Annotated in this window: 16 protein-coding genes and 1 pseudogene; 6 read left to right on the top strand and 11 right to left on the bottom strand. The window is 71.4% G+C overall.

Annotation, left to right across the window (positions count from 1 at the left end; all coding sequences use genetic code 11):
* Window positions 1–41: 41 nt before the first annotated feature.
* Complete coding sequence (locus tag AB8810_RS03290) at window positions 42–815, bottom strand: SDR family oxidoreductase (RefSeq protein ID WP_179567739.1); 774 nt, start codon at window positions 813–815, stop codon at window positions 42–44.
* A gap of 63 nt (window positions 816–878) precedes the next feature.
* Here AB8810_RS03290 and AB8810_RS03285 point away from each other — a divergent pair, with 63 nt between their 5' ends.
* Entirely contained in the window at window positions 879–1,106 is a 228-nt protein-coding gene (locus tag AB8810_RS03285; RefSeq protein WP_206229809.1) for a hypothetical protein, read from the top strand.
* A 79-nt stretch (window positions 1,107–1,185) separates the two neighbouring features.
* Here AB8810_RS03285 and sppA read toward each other — a convergent pair whose 3' ends face one another.
* The 3 genes and pseudogenes from sppA to AB8810_RS03270 all read right to left on the bottom strand — a co-directional run.
* Window positions 1,186–3,084 (bottom strand): signal peptide peptidase SppA, encoded by a 1,899-nt coding sequence (sppA, locus tag AB8810_RS03280; protein ID WP_179567743.1) that lies wholly within the window; start codon window positions 3,082–3,084, stop codon window positions 1,186–1,188.
* An 82-nt stretch (window positions 3,085–3,166) separates the two neighbouring features.
* Entirely contained in the window at window positions 3,167–4,534 is a 1,368-nt protein-coding gene (locus AB8810_RS03275; RefSeq protein WP_206259976.1) for an MATE family efflux transporter, read from the bottom strand.
* 567 nt (window positions 4,535–5,101) lie between these two features.
* Window positions 5,102–6,115: pseudogene (locus AB8810_RS03270) on the bottom strand (hypothetical protein); the annotation flags it as partial.
* 462 nt (window positions 6,116–6,577) lie between these two features.
* On the opposite strand from AB8810_RS03270, the gene AB8810_RS03265 reads away from it, so the two are divergent.
* Entirely contained in the window at window positions 6,578–8,767 is a 2,190-nt protein-coding gene (locus tag AB8810_RS03265; RefSeq protein WP_369915546.1) for a primosomal protein N', read from the top strand.
* Between the two features lie 28 nt (window positions 8,768–8,795).
* On the opposite strand, the gene AB8810_RS03260 is transcribed toward AB8810_RS03265, so the two are convergent.
* Window positions 8,796–10,451: a VanW family protein gene (locus AB8810_RS03260; RefSeq protein ID WP_369915545.1), complete on the bottom strand. Its 1,656-nt coding sequence runs from the start codon at window positions 10,449–10,451 to the stop codon at window positions 8,796–8,798.
* Window positions 10,452–10,714: 263 nt separating this feature from the next.
* Here AB8810_RS03260 and AB8810_RS03255 point away from each other — a divergent pair, with 263 nt between their 5' ends.
* Window positions 10,715–12,022: an NAD(P)/FAD-dependent oxidoreductase gene (locus AB8810_RS03255; RefSeq protein WP_369915544.1), complete on the top strand. Its 1,308-nt coding sequence runs from the start codon at window positions 10,715–10,717 to the stop codon at window positions 12,020–12,022.
* Between the two features lie 55 nt (window positions 12,023–12,077).
* Window positions 12,078–12,698, top strand: a complete 621-nt coding sequence (locus AB8810_RS03250; protein WP_191825121.1) for a trimeric intracellular cation channel family protein — start codon at window positions 12,078–12,080, stop codon at window positions 12,696–12,698.
* A gap of 129 nt (window positions 12,699–12,827) precedes the next feature.
* Here AB8810_RS03250 and rpoH read toward each other — a convergent pair whose 3' ends face one another.
* From rpoH to rhlB, 6 genes are all read right to left on the bottom strand, one after another.
* Complete coding sequence (rpoH, locus tag AB8810_RS03245; RefSeq protein ID WP_003469114.1) at window positions 12,828–13,706, bottom strand: RNA polymerase sigma factor RpoH; 879 nt, start codon at window positions 13,704–13,706, stop codon at window positions 12,828–12,830.
* 219 nt (window positions 13,707–13,925) lie between these two features.
* Window positions 13,926–14,654: a uracil-DNA glycosylase gene (gene ung / locus AB8810_RS03240; protein ID WP_191825120.1), complete on the bottom strand. Its 729-nt coding sequence runs from the start codon at window positions 14,652–14,654 to the stop codon at window positions 13,926–13,928.
* 18 nt (window positions 14,655–14,672) lie between these two features.
* Window positions 14,673–15,515 (bottom strand): response regulator, encoded by an 843-nt coding sequence (locus tag AB8810_RS03235; protein WP_179567758.1) that lies wholly within the window; start codon window positions 15,513–15,515, stop codon window positions 14,673–14,675.
* A 7-nt stretch (window positions 15,516–15,522) separates the two neighbouring features.
* Window positions 15,523–16,470: a permease-like cell division protein FtsX gene (ftsX, locus tag AB8810_RS03230; protein ID WP_179567760.1), complete on the bottom strand. Its 948-nt coding sequence runs from the start codon at window positions 16,468–16,470 to the stop codon at window positions 15,523–15,525.
* Window positions 16,467–17,153, bottom strand: a complete 687-nt coding sequence (gene ftsE, locus AB8810_RS03225) for a cell division ATP-binding protein FtsE (RefSeq protein ID WP_047324490.1) — start codon at window positions 17,151–17,153, stop codon at window positions 16,467–16,469. The genes ftsX and ftsE overlap by 4 nt, the downstream gene beginning before the upstream one ends.
* Window positions 17,154–17,226: 73 nt before the next feature.
* Window positions 17,227–19,008: an ATP-dependent RNA helicase RhlB gene (rhlB, locus tag AB8810_RS03220; RefSeq protein WP_369915543.1), complete on the bottom strand. Its 1,782-nt coding sequence runs from the start codon at window positions 19,006–19,008 to the stop codon at window positions 17,227–17,229.
* Window positions 19,009–19,209: 201 nt separating this feature from the next.
* Here rhlB and trxA point away from each other — a divergent pair, with 201 nt between their 5' ends.
* On the top strand, window positions 19,210–19,551 hold the full coding sequence (trxA, locus tag AB8810_RS03215; RefSeq protein WP_003465432.1) for a thioredoxin TrxA: 342 nt from the start codon (window positions 19,210–19,212) through the stop codon (window positions 19,549–19,551).
* 238 nt (window positions 19,552–19,789) lie between these two features.
* On the top strand, window positions 19,790–21,637 hold the full coding sequence (gene rho / locus AB8810_RS03210) for a transcription termination factor Rho (RefSeq protein ID WP_369915542.1): 1,848 nt from the start codon (window positions 19,790–19,792) through the stop codon (window positions 21,635–21,637).
* The last annotated feature ends 1 nt before the right edge of the window (window position 21,638 follow it).

Raw genomic sequence — 21,638 nt, 5'->3', positions numbered from 1 at the left:
TCCTACAGGGCTTGGCCGGCACTCGCCGGTCTACCGGCGCCCTAGAACCCGTAGCGCAGAAACCCACCGTCCACCGCGATGCATTCGCCGGTGATGTAGCTGGCGGCCGGCAGGCACAGGAAGCCGACCGCGGCCGCCACTTCCTCCGGCTCGCCGATCCGGCGCATCGGCGTGCGCTCGATCACCTGCTCGTAGTAGTCCGGATCCGACAACGGCCCGGAGGTGCGGCGGGTGCGGATGTACCACGGCGCCACCGCATTGACCCGGATCCCGTCCTCGGCCCATTCGGCGGCCAGGTTGCGGGTCAGCTGGTGCAGCGCGGCCTTGGTCATGCCGTAGGGCGCGCCGCTGCGCACGTGGGTCAGCCCGGACACGCTGCCGACGTTGACGATCGCCGCGGACGCGTGCTGCGCCAGCAGCGGATGCGCATAGCGCGACAGCTCGAACGCCGAAAACAGATTGGTCTCGAAGATGCCGCGCCACTCGTCTTCGGTGTAGTCCACCGCCGCCTTGCTCAGGTTGCCGCCGGCGTTGTTGATCAGCAGGTGCAAGCCGTCGGCATGGTCCTCGACCCAGTCCAGGATCTCGCGCCGGTCCTCGTCGTCGGCCACGTCCGCGGCCAGCGCCAGGATGCGCCGCTCCGGAAAGGCGTCGGCCAGTTCGTCGCGCGCCGCTTCCAGCGCATCGATGTCGCGCGCCACCAGCATCAGCTCGGCGCCGAAGCCGAGCAACTCGCGCGCGATCGCCAGGCCGATGCCGGCGCTGGCGCCGGTGATCAATGCGGTCTGTCCGTCCAGCCGCCAACGTTGCTGCATCGCCTTGCCTGTCTGCACCGGGGTGGGCGTAGGATAACGCCCACGCTCAACGAGGTCGCTGCCATGACCGGTTCACTGCGCTTGATGACGTTGGCACTGTCGCTGCTGGCCGCGCTGGCCGCCTGCAAGCCGGCGCCGCCAAAACCGCCGGACAAGCCGCCCGAACCGCAGGCCGGCGCGCTGCGCGCGGCGATCGCGCAGCCGCTGGACCGCGCCAAGCAGGCGGCCGCCGGCACCGAGCAGTCCGCCGCCGCGCAGAACGCGGCGATCGACGCCGCCACCGGGAAATGAAAAACGCCGGCATCGGCCGGCGTTCGTCGTTGCTCGCAGCGCGCCCGCCAGTGGCGGACGCGCCTGCATCAGGCCTGCATCAGAAACCGCAGAAGCAGTAGGCCAGCGCCTTGACCGGCGTCCCGTCGCGCTTGTCGGTCGCGTCCTGCACGAAGCGCAGCTGCGTATCCAGCTCCGGCATGCTGCGCGCCAGCACGGCGTGCGCCAGGGCCGAGTCGCCCAGCATCCACGCGCCCATGCGGCTGCCGGCGAAACCGCTGACGAACTGCGCGAACGGCGTGGCCGGCTTCTCGATGTAGCGCACGCGGTACTTGTCGCGATCGCCCAGCTTGGCCCGCGCGGCGGCATCGGCCACCGCGTCCTTGAAGCCGCCGAACGCGTCCACCAGGCCGCGTTCCTTGGCCTGCGCACCGCTCCACACGCGGCCGCGCGCGACCTGGTCGATGGCCTCGACCGGCTTGTTGCGCGCCTGCGCGACCTTGCCGGTGAAGTCGGCATAGCCCTTGTTGATCACCGACTGGATCACCTGCCCGACCACCGGATCCATCGGCCGGGTGACGTCGAACGCACCGGCGAACCGGGTGGTGCCGACGCCGTCGGTATGCACGCCGATCTTGTCCAGGCTGCGGGTCAGGTTGGGGATCATGCCGAAGATGCCGATCGAGCCGGTGATCGTCGATGGGTCGGCGTAGATGCGATCGGCGTTCATGCTGATCCAGTAGCCGCCGGACGCGGCCAGGTCGCCCATCGACACCACCACCGGCTTGCCGGCCGCCTTCAGCGCCACCACCTCGCGGCGGATCTGCTCGGAGGCGAACACTTCGCCGCCGGGCGAATCCACGCGCAGCACCACCGCCTTGACCGCCTCGTCGTCGCGCGCGTCGCGCAGCAGCGCCGCGGTCGACTCGCCGCCGATGCGCCCGGCCGGCTGCTCGCCGCCGCTGATCTCGCCCGCGGCGACCACCACCGCCACCTGCGGCCGCGAATCCACCGGCGAACGGCGCAGGTCCAGCTGCTGCAGGTAGGCATCCAGGTTGACGTTGCGGAAGCCGGTATCGGCATCGTCGTCGGCGACGCCGCGCTTGGTCAGCAGTTCCTCGACCTCCTCGCGGGTCTTCAGGCCGTCGACCAGCTTCTGCTGCAGCGCGAACTTGGCCATGTCGCCGCCGGCCGCGGCGATGCCTTCGGGCATCGTGTCGATGCCGGCGGAGATCTGCTCGGGCGCCAGCTTGCGCGCCTTGGCGATGTCGGCCACGTAGCGCTGCCACACGTCGTTCATCCAGAACAGGTCGGCTTCCTTGGACGCCGGCGAGGCCGCGTCGAGCACGTACGGCTCGGCCGCGGACTTGAACTCGCCGACCTTGAACAGGTGCACGTCCACGCCGAGCTTGTCCTGCAGGCCTTCGCGGAAGTACTGGCGGTAGCGGCCCAGGCCTTCCAGCACCACCGAGCCCATCGGGTCCAGGTAGACCTCGTTGGCCTGCGCGGCCAGTAGGTACTGCGCCTGGCTCAGGCTGTCGCTGTAGGCCACGACCTGCTTGCCGGAAGCGCGCAGGTCCTGCAGCGCCGCGGACACTTCGCGCATCGAGGCGAACCCGCTCGGCTGCAGCTTGTCCAGGCGCAGCGCCACGCGCTCGATCTTCGGATCGGTCTTGGCCGCTTCCAGCGCGCGGATCAGATCGCGCAGCTGGATCTCCTCGGCGCCCTTGTCGCCCATCGCCTTGGTCAGCGCGCGGCTGACCGGATCGGCGCTGAACTGCTCGACCAGGGTGCCTTCCGGCGCGATCAACAGCGTGGTGCGGTCGCGCAGCGTCTTGGCGCCATCGCCACGCGCCATCGCGAACACGATCGCCAGCAGGAGCAGCAGCAGGAAGCCGAAGAACACCAGGTTCAGGATCAGCCGGCGGGTAAAGTTCATCACATCCCACAGGCCAACGAAGAAGCTGGCGATGGGGCTGCGACGCACGGGTTGGTTCATGGAAAACTCCGGAAGGAAGGCGTCTTGCGCGCGTGCAGCATACCGGCTGTGCCGGCGCCGCACATGCGCCTGAAGTCAGGGGTCAGGCAGCCGCGGCGGCGAGCAGGCGCCCGCTGCTGAGCCGGAAACGCGCGGCCATCATCACCGCAGCGGCGGTCAGGCCCAGGATCAGCCCGATCCACATGCCCTGCGGTCCCCAGCCCAGCCACAGGCCGAGCCCGGCGCCCAGCGGCATGCCCAGGCCCCAGTAGGAACACAGCGCGAGCAGCATCGGCACGCGGGTGTCCTTGAGCCCGCGCAGCGCGCCGGCCGACAGCACCTGCACCCCGTCGGGGAACTGGAACGCGGCCGCGTACAGCAGCAGCGTGGACGCCAGCCCGGCCACCGCGATGTCGCGGGTGTAGACGCCGACGATGGCGTCGTGGCCGAACAGCAGCACCAGCGCCGACAGCGCCTGGGTGCCGAGCACGATCGTATAGCCGGCCCAGGCCGCGCCGCGCACGCCGACCGCGTCGCCGCCGCCGGCGGCGCGCCCGACCCGCACCGTGGTCGCCTCGGCCACGCCCATCGGCACCATGAAGCACAGCTGCGCCACGTTGATCGCGATCTGGTGCGCGGCCGCCGGCACTTCGCCCAGCCGCGCGATCAGCAGCGCGGTGACGATGAACAGCCCGCCTTCCATCAGGATGGTGATGCCGATCGGCAGCCCGGTCTTCAGCAGCCCGCCGATCGCGCGCAGGTCCGGCGCCTCGAAGCTCGCGAACAGGCGCAGCGGCGCGAAGCGCCTGGAGCGCGCCAGGTAGATGGCGAAACACAGCGCCTGCAGCCACATCATGATCGCCGAGGCCATGCCCAACCCGCCGGCGCCGCGTTCGCGCAACCCGAACAGGCCGAAGGTCAGCACGTAGCCCAGCGGCGCCAGCACCAGCAGCCCGCCGAAGCCGAGCAGCATCGTCGGCAGCGTCCAGTGCATGCCCTCGCTGAGATAGCGCATGCAGAAGTACAGCACCATCGCCGGCACGCCCCAGCGGATCGCATGCAGGAAATCGCGCGCGCCGGGCACGATCTCCGGAGCGATGCCCAGCTGCGGCAGCGCCATCGGCATCACGCTCAGGAACGCGAACATCAGCACGCCCAGGCCCAGCGACAGCCACAGCGCCTGGCGGAACATCGGGCCGATCTGCGCATGGCGCTTGCCGCCGTCGAGTTGCGACACCGACGCGGTCAACGCGATCAGGGTGCCGATCGGAATCATCATCGGCAACCACAGCAACGCGGTGCCGACCGTGACCGAGGCCAGCGTGCGGGTGCCGTGGTGGCCGGCGATCACGTTGTCGACGAAGCTGATCAGGCCGGCGGAGATGTGCCCCAGGACCAGCGGCAGGGCGAGCTGCGCGGTGGTGCGCAGTTCGCGGCCCCGGACCGACGCCGGGGTGGAGGACGAAGACATTGCAAGACTCTGGCGATCCCGCCGACTGCGGCCGCGCAGGAAAGCGCCGGCGCCGGGTGGCGGAGGGGCGGCAGTTTAACCTGCGCGGCTGGTTGGCGCAGGCTTCGGGACTCGGGACTCGGGACTCGGAGAACGGTGCGCTCAGCGCGCGGCGCGTTGGCGCAGCCAGGCCGCGCGCGCGTCCGCGCCCTGCGCCAGCAACTCGCGGCGCAGCGCCGCGCGCTCCTGCGGCGGGGTGCGCTGCGACAACAGCGCCAGGTGCTCGCGCTGCTCGGCCGGCAGCGTGCGCAGCAGGCCCAGCAGCGCCGCACGCTGCGCGTCGGGCACATAGCCGAACAGCGGCTGCAACGCCCAGTATTCGCTGCCCAGTTCCGGTCCCAGCAACCAGCCGTGGCGCTCCAGCGCATCCAGTGCGGCGAATTGCGCGCGCAGCGTGTGCTGCTGCTCCACCGGCAAGCCGGCGAAGGCGCTGGCCACCTGGCGCAGGCGCGCCTGCACCGTGGCGTCCAGCGCCTCCCAGGCGGACTGGCGCTCGCGCAACTGCGCCGGGGTCAGCGCCGGCGGCGGGTCGGCGGCAGCGGCCGGCGCCGCCGGGGCGGCGCTGCCGGTGGCGGCCTGGGCGGCGGCGGCTTCGGCGAGGTCCTCCGCGCTCGGCGCGCTGCGCTCGATCCGTGCCGGCGGCGCGCCCGCCGCGTACCAGGCGAAGAAGTCCAGGTCGTAGACCGCCGGTTCCGGCAGCGGCGCCGGCGCGGCGGCCGGCAACGGCGGCGCGGTGGGCGCATCCGACTCGGCCGGCAGTTCCTCCACCTGCACCGGCCCGGTATCGCCCAGCGCCAGGCTCGAGCCGGCGTCCGTCGCCGCAGGCCGCGACGGCGCCCGCCCCCACCACAGCGTCCCCAGCAGCGCCAGGGCCACCAGCACGACGACCGCGGCCGCCAGCCGTGGCCGGGTCAGCCCGCGCGCGCCGCCGCGACGGCGCGGACGGACCGCAGCAGGCGCCGCCGGCGTCGCCGCGGGCGTGGGCGCCGCGCCGGCGATGGCCGCATCGCGCAGGTGCGCCAGCGCCTGCAGCCGCTGTGGCGGCAGTTCGCGCAGGTGCTGCTGGGCGGCGTCGGCCAGCGCGCGCCAGCCGGCGGCGTCCGGACGCCCGCCGGCATCGCGCGGACAGGCCCGCGCCAGCGCCTGCTGGTAGTCCTGGGTGGATTGGTTCAGGACCTGCGCCGCGGTCGGCTCGTCCAGCCCGGCCACGATCCGCAGCAGCAGCGCCAGGCGATCGGCGGCGCCCAACGCGCCCAGGTGCGCCAGCGGCGCGGGCCAGCCGCTGCCGGCGGCGGTCGCGACCTGGCGCAGCGACGGCACCGCGGCGAGCAGCTTCCAGAAGCGCAGCGGCCAGTCGGCCATCGGCAGGGTCGCGGCATGGCTGCGGAACGCACGCATCGCCGCGGCCAACGCCGGCGCGCCGCGCTCGACGCTGCCGCTCTGCAACTCGGCCAGCACCGCGGCGCGGCGTTCGATGCCGCGCAGGAAGGCGGCCAGGGCGGGCGGTGCGACCGCGCCGTCGGAGGGGGGCGCGGCGGTCATCGGAACTCCATCATCGGCGCGATGATAGCGAGGCCGCCGCCGCGCCGCGCGCTTGACAACGGCGCGCCGATCGGCTGCTTCAGGCGCCAGCCGGGCGGATCGCACCGACGGGTTGTGCACAGCGCCCCGGAGGCGCGGGCGGCGCCTCCTGTCAAGCCCCCGCGAAATCATGTTGCAGCCATGTTTCACGGCCAAGTTGTTGTTATTTATTGGATTTATCCGATTGGCGCTTTTTTGTCCAACTTGTGGCAGAGGCTTGTGAATCCGTCTTCACGGCGTGGAGCATCCCTTTCATGCACAGCTTTATCCACAGCGGGTGTGGATAAAATCGATTCTCCAAGCGGGGCAGCTATTTACGACTTGTTTATCACTTTGCGAGCAGCTATCGCGTGCAACTGGCGCTCCCTGCCGACCACCGCCGAGGGGGCATTGGCCCCCGTCCCCACCGCTAAACTAGCGCCGATGCCGTCCCCTGCCGCCACCCTCCGCGTCGCCCTGCCGCTGCCGCTGCCGCAGCTGTTCGACTACCTGCCGCCGCCTGGCGAGCCCGCCGGCGCTGGCGACATCGGGCGCCGGCTGCGGGTGCCGTTCGGCAATCGCGAGTTGAGCGGGGTGGTCGCCGCACTCGGCCAGGTCGAGGACAGCGAGGGCCTGCGCGCGGCGCTGGCCTGGCTGGACCCGGTGCCGCTACTGCATGGCGAGCTGGCCGACTCGCTGCACTGGCTGGCCCGCTACAGCCATGCGCCGCTGGGCGAGGTGCTGGCGACCGCGCTGCCGGTGACCCTGCGCCGCGGCGAGGCGCTGCCCGACACCCACGCCTGGGCCTGGCGCCTGACCGAGGCCGGCGCCAGCCACCGCGCCCGCCCCGGCACCCGCCCGCACCGCTTCGCCGAATTGCTGCGGGCCGCGCCGCTGGACGAGGACCGCCTGGACCAGGCCATGGACGACTGGCGCAGCGCCGCGCGCAGCCTGGCCAAGCGCGACTTCGCCGAACGCATCGCGGTGCCGGCCAGCACCGCGGCACCGCAGCCGCAGCCCGGCCCCACCCCGAACGACGAACAGCAGGCCGCGATCGACGCCATCGTCGCCGCCCCGGGCTTCGCCCCGTTCCTGCTCGACGGGGTCACCGGCAGCGGCAAGACCGAGGTCTACCTGCAGGCCATCGCCGCCTGCCTGGCGCGCGGCCGCCAGGCGCTGGTACTGGTGCCGGAGATCGGCCTGACCCCGCAGACCCTGGCGCGGTTCCGCGCGCGCCTGGGCGTGCCGGTGCACGCGCTGCATTCCGGACTCACCGACAACGAGCGCGCGCGGGTCTGGGCTGCGGCCTGGCGCGGCGAGGCGCGGGTGGTGGTCGGCACCCGTTCGGCGGTGTTCGTGCCGCTGCCGCAGGCCGGGCTGATCGTGATCGACGAGGAACACGACGGCAGCTACAAGCAGCAGGACGGCATCCGCTACCACGCCCGCGATTTCGCCCTGGTGCGCGGCAAGGCGCTGGACGTGCCGGTGCTGCTCGGCAGCGCCACGCCGTCGCTGGAAAGCCTGCACAACGCCGCCAGCGGCCGCTACGCGCACCTGCGCCTGACCCGCCGCGCCGGCGATGCGCGGCCGCCGACGGTCCGCGTGCTCGACGTGCGCAAGCGGCCGCTGCAGGACGGCCTGTCGCCGGAGGTCTTGGCCGGCATCGGCAGCGCGCTGGCCGACGGCGGCCAGGTGCTGGTGTTCAAGAACCGCCGCGGCTACGCGCCGGTGCTGCTGTGCCACGACTGCGGCTGGACCGCGCCGTGCCAGCGCTGCAGCACCCCGCTGCACGCCACGCCGATGACCGTGCATGCCGGCGGCCGGCGCCTGCAATGCCACCACTGCGGCGCGCGGCAGCCGGCGCCGCTGGCCTGCCCGGATTGCGGCAGCCTGGCGCTGCAGCCGCAGGGCATCGGCACCGAGCGCCTGGAAGAACGCCTGCTGCAGGCCTTCCCCGACGTGCCGGTGCTGCGCATCGACCGCGGCACCACCCAGCGCCGCGATGCGCTGGAGACGCAACTGGCCACGCTCGGCACGCAGCCCGGCATCCTGGTCGGCACGCAGATCCTGGCCAAGGGCCACGACCTGCCGCAGCTGACCCGGGTGGTGGTGGTCGGCATCGACGAAGGCCTGTTTTCGGCCGACTTCCGCGCCAGCGAGAAACTGGCGCAGCAGCTGATCCAGGTCGCCGGCCGCGCCGGCCGCGCCGCGCGCCCGGGCGAGGTGTGGCTGCAGACCCACCATCCCGGCCATGCGCTGCTGGAGACCCTGGTGCACGGCGGCTACCACGCCTTCGCCGAGGCCGAACTGGCGCAGCGCGAGGCGGCCGGCTTCCCGCCGTTCGCGTACCTGGCGCTGCTGCGCGCCGAAGCCAAGCAGGTCGAACACGCCAACGCCTTCCTCGGCGCGGTGCGCGCGCTGCTGCCGGAGCAGGCCGAGGTGCAGCGTTTCGGGCCGATGCCGGCGCCGATGCCGCGCCGCGCCGGTTTCCAGCGCACCCAGTTGCTGTTGTCGGCGCCGACGCGGCGCGCGCTGCATGCGGTGCTGGACGCGGCGGTGCCGGCGATCCATGCGCTGCCGCAGGCGCGGCGGGTGCGCTGGTCGCTGGATGTGGATCCGCAGGATCTGTACTGAGACAGCGCGTCGTTCGCGACGCGCCGTCTCAGCCCGGCAAGCCCAGCACGGCGACCAGCTGCGCGCGCAGCGCGGCACTGTCGCCGGCTTCCACGCAGCGCCACGCGCCGTCGTCAGCGCCCAGACCGCAGGCGGCGGTGGCGATCACCGGCTTGCCCAGCGCCAAGGCCAGCAGCACGCCACGCGGCTGTTGCTCGACCCAGGCCGGCAGCACCACCACCGCGGCCGCCTGCACGCCCGCGGCCATCGACGCGACCCGGCGCACATCGAAACCGCTCCAGAACTGCGGCGTCTCCTGCGCGCCTGGCGGCAACAGCAACTGCACCGGCAAACCGCGCAACGCCTCGCGCAGTTCGAACGCCCCCTTGCGCGCCAGCGCCGACGCCGCCAGCAGCACCTGCGCGGCAGCGCCATCGCCGCTGGGCGATGGCGCTGCGGGCGGCAACGGCTGCCGCCATTGCAAGGCGATGCCGCGGCTGCCGGCCAACGCCAATAGCTCGCGATGCGGGGTGATCCAGTGCCGCGCCTGCGCCAGCGCCGCGCGCTCGGCCTCGACCAGCCGCGGATCGGCGCGGAAATCGCGCAGCGTGGCGCTGTCGGGATGGCGCTGCGCCGCCACGTCCAGGCGCGCCTGCAGCAGGTGCATCGGCAGCGCGGTCATGCACACGTCCCAGCGCCGGCCCTGCAGTTCGCCGGCCAGCCACAGGCCCGGCAACAGGCTCTGCGGCACCACCAGTTCGACATCCTGCGCGCCGAGCAGGCGCTGCAGCGCGCGCAGGCGGATGCGCTGCGCGCGCTGCCGCACCTGCGGCAACGGCAGCCCGCGGCGCAGCCACCAGCGTTGCAGCAACGCCGCCTGCACCGCGGCGACGCTGCTCCGGCGCAGCGCCAGCACCCGATCGCCCGGCTGCATGCGGCGCCGGCGGTCGTCGGCGAATTCCGGCCAGTCCTCGTCCACCAGCCAGGTGCGGCGGAGGCCCTGCGCGCTCGCCGGCACATGCCGATGGCATTCCTCGCGGCCGCAACGCGTGCAGTCGTTCGCCGCCGTCGCTGCCGGCGCGCGCCGCAGCGGCAGCAACGGCAACGCGGCGACGGCCGGCGCGCCGCCGAGGATGCGCACGTGCAGGTCATCGCCATCCAGCCACACTTCCAGGCGCCATGCCGACTCCGCGCGCAGGCGCAGATCCACGTAGTTCCAGAACACCACCGCGTCGCGGTCGCGCTCGGCCAGCGAGCCGGCGATCACCTGGGTATGCCGATGCCGCTCGACGATCTCCAGGCCCTGGCGCAACGCCGCGTCGTAGATCGCATTGGACAACTGGCACAGGCCGCCGCCGATCGACGGCACCAGGCAGCCTTCGCGCAGTTCGCGCCCGGCGGCGAAGCCGCGCCGGCGCGTGGCCCGGCCCAGCTGCCGCCAGAAACTGAAGGTGGCGCCGGCCGGCACTTCGATCCCGTGCAGCGCACGCGCGGCCACGCGCAGGTTGTGGATCTTGCCGGCGACCAGCAGCGGCGAGGTCTCCTCCGACTCCGGCCATAGCGCGGTGACCGACTCGGACACCGCCGCGGCGGCGATCGGCAGTCCCGCATCGCGGCGATGCCGGCGCGGCCCGCCGCGCAGATCGCGCAGCGCGCGGCGCAGTTGCAGCACGCGGGTCTTCAGCGCGAACAGCAGGCCGCCCACCCGCGACGGCGTTGCCGCGGGCGAAACCAGAGGCCGATCCGTTGCTGTCGCTCGCATCTCCACGCGCCCTCCGCATCCCTGCCTGCGCCTGCCATCGCGCTACTATAGGGCCATGCCGTTCCAGCCCCCAGTTCCTGCACGGCGCCTCGACCGCTGCGTGCATCACGGCGCCGCGCCGCACCGCGTGCGTGCAGCGTCCGCAGCCGTCGCCAGCGTGCCGACAGCCGCTTGCGCCTCGTCTTTGCCTGTCCCTGGAGTCCTGCATGGCTAGCCCGCCCGTGCCGCACCTGATCGTGGTCGGCGGCGGTTTCGCCGGGCTGTGGGCCACGCGCGCGCTGGCCAAGGCGCCGCTGCGCATCACCCTGATCGACCGCCGCAACCACCACCTGTTCCAGCCGCTGCTGTACCAGGTCGCCACCGCCGGCCTGTCGTCGCCGGACATCGCCGCGCCGCTGCGGCAGATCCTGCGCAAGCAGGACAACGTGGAAGTGCGCCTGGGCGAAGTGGTGCGCCTGGACAAGCAGGCACGGCAGGTGCAGCTGGCCGGCGGCGAGACGCTGGACTACGACTACCTGCTGGTCGCCACCGGCGCCACCCATGCCTACTTCGGCCACGACGAATGGGCCAGGCACGCGCCCGGCCTGAAGACCCTGGACGACGCGCTGCACCTGCGCCGCCACCTGCTGCTGGCGTTCGAACGCGCCGAAGCCGAGAGCGACCCCGCCGCGCGCGCGGCCTGGCTCAGCTTCGCCATCGTCGGCGGCGGCCCGACCGGGGTGGAACTGGCCGGCACCCTGGCCGAGATCGCGCGGCATACGCTCAAGCACGAATTCCGCCGCATCGATCCCGCCGAGGCCAAGGTGCGGCTGATCGAAGCCGGCCCGCGCGTGCTCGCCTCGTTCCCGGAGCGGCTGTCGGCCAAGGCGCAACGGCAGTTGGAAAAGCTCGGCGTGGAAGTGCTGACCGGCGTGCCGGTGGCCGACATCGACGCCAGCGGCTATCGACTGGGCAGTACCTTCGTGCCCGCACGCACCGTGGTCTGGGCCGCCGGCGTGGCCGCCTCGCCGCTGGCGCGGACCCTGGACGTGCCGCTGGACCGCAGCGGCCGCGTGCAGGTGCAGCCGGACCTGAGCATCCCCGGGCATCCGGAAGTGTTCGTGGCCGGCGACCTGGCCGCCCTGCAGCAGGCCGACGGCAAGCCGGTGCCCGGGGTGGCGCCGGCGGCCAAGCAGATGGGCCGGCACGTCGCCGAAAATCTGTCGAAACGGCTGCGCGGCGAACCCGGCGACGCGCCGTTCCGCTATGCCGACTACGGCAACCTGGCCACCATCGGGCGCATGGCCGCGATCGTGCACCTGGGCCGCCTGCAGCTGTCCGGCCTGCTGGCCTGGTGGTTCTGGCTGGCGGCGCACGTGTTCTTCCTGATCGGCTTCCGCAACCGCCTGGTGGTGCTGCTCAACTGGGCCTGGGCGTACTGGAGCTACCAGCGCGCGGCGCGCATCATCCTCGGCGACGACGAACGCCCGGCCGAGCCTGCGCCCGCGCCAGCGGAACCGCCAGCGGCCGCGTGACACCCTGCGGCGGGGCTGCGATCCTAGCCGCCCTTTGCCGCTGCGCAGTGCCGTCTTGGCGACCTTTCTGTTCCTGCTCGACCTGCTCGGCACCTTCGTGTTCGCGATCAGCGGCGCCACCGTCGGCGTGCGCCACCGCCTGGACCTGTTCGGCGTGCTGGTGCTGTCGTGCGCGGCCGCGGTCTCCGGCGGCATCGCCCGCGACGTGCTGATCGGCGCCACCCCGCCGGCTGCGCTCGGCGACGCGCGCTACCTCGGCGTCGCCTGCCTGGCCGGGCTGCTGACCTTCTACAGCCACAACACGGTCGAGCGCCTGCGCAACCCGGTGCAGATCTTCGACGCGCTCGGCCTGGCGCTGTTCGCGGTGTACGGCACCAGCAAGGCGCTGGCGTTCGGCCTGGGTCCGCTCAGCGCGACCCTGCTCGGCATGCTCAGCGGCATCGGCGGCGGCATCGTCCGCGACCTGCTGGTGGCGCGCACGCCGGTGGTGCTGCAGGCCGAGCTGTACGCGGTGGCGGCCTTGCTCGGCGGCGGCGTGGTCGCCGCGGCGCACGCGCTGCACCTGCCGCAGCCCTGGGGATTGGCGATCGGCGCCACGCTGTGCTTCGGCCTGCGCTTCATGGCGATCCGCTATGGCTGGCACCTGCCGGTGGCGCGGCCGCCGCCGGAGCCGTAACCCGCAACCCTGGCGGCCGCAATGCGGCTCGCCAGCGCCGGTCTTCGCTCGCGTTGGCGCAACGAAAAAGGCCCGGAAAACCGGGCCTTCTTGCTTGGCGGATCGATCATCCGCAGCTGGGCGCACCACTCACGCCACGAACAACGCCTTCATCTTCTTCAGCGCGTTGGCTTCGATCTGGCGGATGCGCTCGGCCGACACGCCGTACTCGTCGGCCAGCTCCTGCAGCGTGATCTTGCTGTCGGCATCCAGCCAGCGGCGCTTGATGATGTCGCGCGAACGCGCATCCAGTTCGGCCAGGCCTTCGCGCAGCAGCTGCAGCTGGTTGTCCTCGCTGTCGGCGCGCTCGTAGGCCTGCGAGGGATCTTCCTCGGCAGCCATCAGGTAGGCGGCCGGCGACGGCGGCGCATGGTCGTCGTCGTCGTCGGACGGCGCATCGAAGCCGATGTCGCGGCCGGACAGGCGCGACTCCATCTCCAGCACCTCGCGCTCGGACACGTTGAGGTCCTTGGCGACCGCGGTCACTTCCGCCGCGTTCATCCAGCCCAGGCGGGTCTTGGACTTGCGCAGGTTGAAGAACAGCTTGCGCTGCGCCTTGGTCGTGGCGACCTTGACGATGCGCCAGTTCTTCAGGATGTACTCGTGCATCTCGGCACGGATCCAGTGCACCGCGAAGCTGACCAGGCGCACGCCCATTTCCGGGTCGAAGCGCTTGACCGCCTTCATCAGGCCGATGTTGCCTTCCTGGATCAGGTCGCCCAGCGGCAGGCCGTAGCCGTTGTAGCCGCGGGCGACGTGGACCACGAAGCGCAGATGGGAGTGCACCAGTTCGCGCGCCGCATCCAGGTCTTCCTGGTCGCGGTAGCGCACCGCCAGCGCGCGTTCCTCTTCGGACGTCAGCACCGGGATCTGGTGCACGGCGCCGATATAGGCATCCAGCGAACCGAGCGGACTGGGGATCGGGAGGTTGTTGGCCACCAGCGCGGTGGCAGGTATGGTCTGGCTCATAGGGCTCATCTTAGCAGTCAACTAACTAGACTGCTGGGTACAGTAAAAAGTTCCTGCGTTCCGTTTATGGAACATTCGAATCAGGAAACGGACTGTGACAGAAGCCACTGGAACGCTGGGAAAGACGGGCGTAACCGCTTACGAGCGCCAAAACTAGCACCCGGGCTGCGAAATTTGCGTACACGCGGCGCGCTCCGGGCGACGCCGTCGAACCACGGTTCAGCCGCCGGCCAAGGCCGGGTCCAGCGCCGCGCGCGGCGGCAGGCTCCAGTCGATCGGCGTGGCGCCGCGGCGACGCAGGTACTCGTTGGCCGCGGAGAAATGCTTGCAGCCCAGGAAGCCGCGGTGCGCCGACAGCGGCGAGGGATGCGGCGCCTTCAGCACGCGGTGGCGGCGGGTGTCGATGACCTTGCCCTTGGCCTGGGCATAGCTGCCCCACAGCAGGAACACCAGGCCTTCGCGCTCGCGGTTCAAGGTCTCCACGACGTGGTCGGTGAAGCCCTCCCAGCCCTTGCCCTGGTGCGCGCCGGCGCGGCCTTCCTCGACCGTCAGCACCGCGTTGAGCAGCAGCACGCCGCGCTGCGCCCACGGCAACAGGCAGCCGTGATCGGGACGGCGGATGCCCAGGTCGTCCTCGATCTCCTTGTAGATGTTCAGCAGCGACGGCGGCACCGGCACCCCGGGCAGCACCGAGAAGCACAGCCCGTGCGCCTGGCCGTAGCCGTGGTACGGATCCTGGCCGAGGATCACCACCTCGACCTGGTCGAACGGGGTCGCGTCGAACGCGGCGAAGATCTGCCGCCCGGGCGGGAACACGCGTGCGCCGGCGGCCTTGCGCTGGCGCAGGAACGCGGCGAGCTCGCGCATCTCCGGGCGCAGCAGCCAGTCGCCGACCCGCGCCTTCCACGAGGGTTCAAGTTGGATCCGGGTGTCGTCTTCGCTACTCATGCAGGTTCGGCAGATCGGTCAGAAGGTCACGGCAGTGTCGTTGAGCTTGGCCAGGCGCAGCTGGAACAGCACCTTGGTGACCAGCAGGCGCTCCTCGATCGGCTTCTGCACCAGATCGTTGGCGCCGGCGCGCAGCAGTTCGGACTGGTTGTGCGGATTGCTGTCGCCGGTCATCACCAGCACCGGCATGCGCCGCTTGCCGTAGGCGAAGTCGATGCGGATGCGCTGCACCACGTCGCGGCCGTTGAGTTCGCCCTTCAGGGTGACGTCGGTCAGCACCAGGTCGATGCGGCGGGTGGTGCGGCCCAGCGATTCGGCGGTGAGCAGCGCGAACGCGTCCTCGGCGGTCAGCACGTGCACCACGTGCAACTCCTGCCGCTCGAGCATGCGCTTGGTCGCCTCGGCCACCACGCGGCTGTCCTCGACATAGAGGATGGTGGCGCCGACCACCGGCTGCGGTTGCACGTAGCCGCGGATGAAGGTCGCCAGCGCCTCGTGGCCCAGCGCCTTGTCGAAGTAGTCGGTGACGTATTCGGTGAAGCGGCGTTCGACCAGGTGCTGCTGCGCATCGCCGGAGACCACGATCACCGGCACGTAGGCCTGGCCGGCGGCCTCGCGCACGCTGCGCGCCAGGGCCAGGCCGTCGCCGTCGGGCAGCGCCAGCGAGGTGGTGACCAGGTTCACCGGGCCGGCCTCCAGCGCGGCGCGCGCCTCGGCGATGCTGGCGCAGCCGACCACTTCCACATCCGGCAGCTCGCGGTGCAGCACGTCGGCGATCAGCTTGCGCACCAGCTTGGAGCCGTCCACGACCATCACCCGCGGGGCGTCGCTGATCAGGTGCTTGAGCTCGTGCCGGGACATGCGCGCCTCAGGTATCGGTGGGACGCGTCTGGCGCAGGAAGTGGCCGGTCACCAGCCAGGCGCCGAGCCAGCCCAGCAGCAGGGTGCCGAGCAGCACGAACGCCGAGTGCAAGGCGTCCAGCCCGTGCAGTGCGAAATGGCTGCCGTAGCTGTCGGCCAGTTCCGCCAGCGGCGGCCCCAGCGCCAGCCCGGAAGCGGCGATCAGGCCCAGCGCCAGCACCCCGGCGCCGAAGCCGTACCAGGCGCCCAGGTACAGGAACGGGCGGCGGATGAAACCGTCGCTGGCGCCGAGCAACTGCAGCACGCCGATTTCCTCGCGTCGCGACTGGATGTCCAGGCGCACGGTGTTGCCGACCACCAAGGCCGCGCCGGCGCCGAGCAGCACCGACAGCACCTGTACCAGGCGCTCGCCGAAGCGCAGCCAGCCGTCCAGGCGCTTGCGCCACAACGCGTCGTGCTGGACCAGGTCGGCCTGCGGCAGCGCGCTCAGCGAGGCGGCCAGCTGCGCGTCGTCGGCCGCGGCCGGGGTGACGATCAGCAGCGTCGGCAGCGGGTTGTCGTCGAGCGCGTCCAGCGCCTCGCCGAGCCCGGCGCTGTCGCGCAGCTCGGCCATGCCCTGCTCGGGCGTGCGCAGCGCCACCGCGGCGACGTCGGCGCGGCCGCGCAGGGTCGCGGCCAGCGCGTTGGCCGCGGCGGCATCGATGTCGGTCTTCAGGAACACGTTGATGTCGCGCGACTGCTGCACGCTGCCGGCGAACTGCTTGAGGTTGTCCAGCGCGATCGACAGCCCCAGCGGCAACGCCAGGGCCAGGGCCATCACCGCCATCGTCAGCAGCGTCGCCCACGGCTTGCGCATGGCCCGGCCGAGGCTGTAGACGATGCTGTGCAGGTGGTGGTCCCACCACACGCCCAGGCGCGAGGGCGCGGCGGCGCCGCCGGCATTGCGTGCGCTCATTCGGCCAGGTCCTGCGGGGAGATGTCGTCGGCCAGGCGGCCGTGGTCCAGAATCAGCACACGCTTGCGCATCTGCTTGAGCAGCGCCAGGTCGTGGCTGACCACCAGCACGCTGGTGCCGCGCGCCGGCAATTCGGCGAACAGTTGCATGATCTCGGCGGCCAGGGTCGGGTCGAGGTTGCCGGTGGGCTCGTCGGCGACCAGCAGGCGCGGTTCGGCGACCATCGCCCGGGCGATGCCGACGCGCTGCTGCTCGCCGGCCGACAGCTGCGACGGCAGCGCCTTCTCGCGATGGCCCAGGCCCATCCGCTCCAGCACCGAACGCACGCGCTTGCCGATCTCGGCGCGGCGGGTGCCGCGCAGGATCAGCGGCAGCGCCACGTTCTCGGCGATGCTGCGGTCCATCAGCAGGCGGTGGTCCTGGTACACGACGCCGACCTCGCGCCGGTGCAGCGGCACGCGCCGCCCGCGCACCTTCAGCAGGTTGCGCTCGCCGAACAGCACCGCACCGCGCGACGGGCGCTCGCTGAGGTGGATCAACTTGAGCAAGGTGCTCTTGCCCGCCCCGGAATGGCCGGTGACGAACAGCATCTCGCCCTCCTCCACCTGGAAGCTGACGTCCACCAGCGCCTCGTGGCCACCGGCGTACTGTTTGCTGACATTGTCGAACCGCAGAACGCTCATCCGGCGATTATGCCGGAGCGGCCCGGGTTTTCGTCCACCGTGCGCGCGCCGCGAACGGTGGAGGACCGGTTCATCAGGAGCTGGAGACCAGCGAACGCAGCTTGCGGCCGAGGCGGGTCAGGAACGAATCGTTCGCCGCGGCGGCCGGCGCGGCGGCGCGCTCGCCCTGGCGCGCGGCCCTGACCTGCACCGGCTTGGCCGGCGCGTCGCTGGTCGCGACGGTGGCAGTCGCCGCACCCTCGGCGCCTTCCAGCGGACGGCCGCCGCGACGACGCCGGCGCTTGCGCGGCGCGCGCTCGCCGTCCGCCGCAGGCGCGCCGTCGACGGCGGGGCGGGCCGGCTTGGGCGTGGGCGCCGCGACCACTGCGGCCGCCTCGGTGGCGCCCGCAGCCGGCGCTTCCGCAACGGCTGCGGGCGCTGCCGCGGCGTCGGCCGGGCGCGGAGTACGCGGGCGCCGCGGCTTGCCGTCGGCACCGCGCGCTTCGCCGCGGCCGCCGGCACCGCCAGGACCGCTGCGGCCGCCGCCAGGCTTGCCGCGGCTGCTGCCGCCGCCGCGACGCTGTTCGTCGGCCTCGCGCTGCGCACGCGCCTCGCGGAAGATGTCGCCGATGCTCTCGTCGGCATCCGCATCGACCTCGACCGCTTCGCCTTCGACCACAGCGCGCGGAGTGCGCGGCAGCGCCACCAGCAATTCGGCGGTGACCGGCTCGACCGGGATCTTCTGCTCGATGTAGGCCTCGATGTCCGGCAGGCTCATCGCATAGCGCTCGCAGGCGAAGCTGATCGCGTCGCCTTCCTCGCCCAGCCGCGCGGTGCGGCCGATGCGGTGCACATAGTCTTCGGCGTCGAACGGCAGGTCGTAGTTGTAGACGTACTTGACGCCGTCGATGTGCAGGCCGCGCGCGGCCACGTCGGTGGCGACCAGGATCTCCAGCTGGCCCTTCTGGAAGCGGTTGAGCAGGGTCTCGCGCTTCTTCTGCGGCACGTCGCCGGACAGCACGCCGACCCGGTAGCCGTTGCGCTCCAGCGAACGCGCCACGCGTTCGACGAAGGCCTTGGTGTTGACGAACACCATGGTGCGCGCGCCCTCGCTGCGCGACAGCAGGCCCAGCAGCAGGGTCAGCTTCTCCTCGTCGGAGGGGAAGTAGATGCGCTGGCGCACGCGCGCGGCGGTGATGCTCTCGGTCTCGACCACGAGCTTTTCCGGCTCGTTCATGTGCTCGTAGGCCAGCTCCAGCACGCGGTGGCTGAGCGTGGCCGAGAACAGCAGGGTCTGCCGGGTGCCGCGCTCGGGCATGCGCCGCAGCAGGAAGCGGATGTCCTTGATGAAGCCCAGGTCGAACATGCGGTCGGCTTCGTCGAGCACGCAGATCTCGCAAGCGTGCAGCGACACCACTTTGTGCTGCTTGACGTAGTCGATCAGCCGCCCCGGGGTGGCGATGATCACGTCCACGCCCTGCTGCAGCAGTTCGCGCTGCTTGTCGTAGTCCACGCCGCCGTAGACCAGCGCGAAGCGCAGGCCCAGGTCGGCGCCGAACTTGACCGCGTCCTTGTGGATCTGGATCGCCAGTTCGCGGGTCGGGGCCAGGATCAGCGCGCGCGGATCCTCGGGCTTGCGGTCGGCCAGCGCCGGGCGGCTGAGCAGGCGGTTCATCACCGTCACCAGGAACGCCAGGGTCTTGCCGGTGCCGGTCTGGGCCTGGCCGGCCACGTCGCGGCCCGGCAGGGCCACCGGCAGGGTCAGCGCCTGGATCGGCGTGCAGCGGGTGAAGCCGGCGCCTTCGAGGCCGGCCAGCAGCGCCGGTTGCAGCTCGAACGCGGAAAAAGTCACATCGGTCAGCGGTTTGTCGCTCATCATTCCATCTTCGTCAGGCCACCCCGCCCGAAGCGTAAGGTCGCGGCTTGCATCGGCCCCGGCAGCGTCGCACACTGGCTACTTCCATGCCGGGTCGCGCGACAGGGGGAATCCCTTGATTTCGCCGCGCAATGCCCCAGTTTACCGCAATGCGGCGGCCACCCGGTCCGGCCGGTCGCATTGGCCCAGGAGATACCCCTAGTGAGCGATAAGGTCCTACACGTCGGCGACGCCGATTTCGATACCGCCGTGCTGCAATCCGGCGAGCCGGTCCTGGTGGACTTCTGGGCGGAATGGTGCGGCCCGTGCAAGATGATCGCCCCGGTGCTGGACGACCTGGCCGACACCTACGACGGCAAGCTCAAGGTGGCCAAGGTCAACGTGGACGAGAACCGCGCCACCGCGATCAAGTACCACGTGCGCTCGATCCCGATGCTGCTGCTGTTCAAGGACGGCAAGGTCCAGGCCACCCAGATCGGCGCGGTCGGCAAGGGCCAGCTGACCCAGATGATCGACAAGACCCTGGGCGGCGCCGCGGCCTGAGTCTGTCGCCGGCCGTTCCGGATCGGAGCGGCCGCTGTGATACCGGCCTGCAGCGACGCTGCCGGCCGGCTGAATCGCCCGGTAACGCCTGCTTGCCGTGGTTGCGTGGCGATGATAGTGTCGGCGCATCCGGTGGCATTCGCGCACCGCACCCCCTCTGGAAGATTCTCTTCTAGACCCCTTCCCAACCCGTTTGCCCCCACGCTGGGCGCTCGCACTCATAGCGAGGAATCACCACTTGTCCGATAACACCACCACCGAACCCGGGAGCGTCGACGCCCCCGCCGAGAAGCGCGCGCGCAAGCCGCGTGTCAGCAAGGCCGTCGCCGGCGCTGACGGCGGAGCCGAGCACGGCGCGCCGGCGCAGCCGAATCTGCCGCTGAACCCGGCGCCGGCCCAGGCCGACGCGCCGCGTCCGGCGCCGCAGGAACGCCAGGAACGCCAGGAGCGCGCCGCGCCGCAGGAACACGCGCAGGCCCCGTCGCAGCAGTCCCAGCCCCAGCCCCAGTCCCAGCCCGCTCCCGCCTCCGGCGGCGATGCCCAGGGCCAGGGCGGCGGCAACCAGAACGACGGCGGCGAGCCGCGCGAAGGCGGCAACCCGCGCTTCAACAACCAGAATCCGCAGAACCAGAACAACCAGAACAACCAGCAGGGCAATCGCCGCGACCGCTTCCGCAATCGCCGCGATCGCGATCGCAACGGTGGTGGCGGTGGCGGTGGTGGTGGCGGCGGTCGCTTTCCGGACAACGGCCTGCCCAACGACAACGGCGCCAACGAAGTGTTCGTGCCGCGCCCGCACGCCAACGTGCCGGAAGGCTTCCCGATCTACTCGCTGAGCGACCTGAAGCGGATGCCGGCGCAGAAGCTGCTGGACATCGCCGAGCAGCTCAACATCCAGGACGGCGTGGCCCGCGCGCGCAAGCAGGACGTGATCTTCGCGCTGCTGAAGGTGCTGACCCGCCACGGCGAAGGCGTCGCCGCCGACGGCGTGCTGGAAATCCTGCCGGACGGCTTCGGCTTCCTGCGCGCGGCCGAGGCCAGCTACCTGGCCGGCCCGGACGACACCTACATCTCGCCCAGCCAGATCCGCCGCTTCAACCTGCGCACCGGCGACCACCTGTCCGGCCGCATCCGCTTCCCGAAGGACGGCGAACGCTACTTCGCGCTGTCGATCGTCGACACGATCAACGGCGAGCCGCTGGAAGCGAGCAAGAACAAGGTCCTGTTCGAGAACCTGACCGCGCTGTTCCCGCGCAAGCGCTTCACCCTGGAACGCGGCAACGGTTCCTCGGAAGACATTTCCGGGCGCATCCTCGATCTGATGGCGCCGCAGGGCAAGGGCCAGCGCGCGCTGATCGTGTCCCCGCCCAAGGCCGGCAAGACCATGCTGATGCAGCAGGTGGCCACGGCGATCACCACCAACCATCCCGACGTGCACATGATCGTGCTGCTGATCGACGAGCGGCCGGAAGAAGTGACCGAAATGCAGCGCACCGTGCGCGGCGAGGTCATCTCCTCCACCTTCGACGAACCGGCCGCGCGCCACGTGCAGGTCGCCGAGATGGTGATCGAGCGCGCCAAGCGCCTGGTCGAGCACAAGAAGGACGTGGTGATCCTGCTCGACTCGATCACCCGCCTGGCCCGCGCCTACAACAACGTGGTGCCGTCCTCCGGCAAGGTGCTCAGCGGCGGCGTGGACGCCAATGCGCTGCACCGCCCGAAGCGTTTCTTCGGCGCGGCGCGCAACGTCGAGGAAGGCGGCTCGCTGACCATCATCGCCACGGCGCTGGTGGAAACCGGCAGCAAGATGGACGAGGTGATCTACGAAGAGTTCAAGGGCACCGGCAACAGCGAAGTGCACCTGAACCGCCGTATCGCCGAGAAGCGCGTGTACCCGGCGATCGACATCAATCGTTCCGGCACCCGCCGCGAAGACCTGCTGATCGAGCCGGAGCTGCTGCAGAAGATCTGGATCCTGCGCAAGCTGCTGCATCCGATGGACGAGATCGCGGCGATGGAATTCCTGCTGGACAAGATGAAGAACACCAAGTCCAACGACGAGTTCTTCGGTTCGATGAAGCGCTGAG

The organism is Xanthomonas sp. NCPPB 3005, assembly GCF_041228095.2.
Lineage (GTDB): Bacteria > Pseudomonadota > Gammaproteobacteria > Xanthomonadales > Xanthomonadaceae > Xanthomonas_A > Xanthomonas_A bonasiae.
The sequence above is the reverse complement of the archived record's forward strand: the minus strand, read 5'-3'. Positions and strand labels throughout refer to the sequence as shown.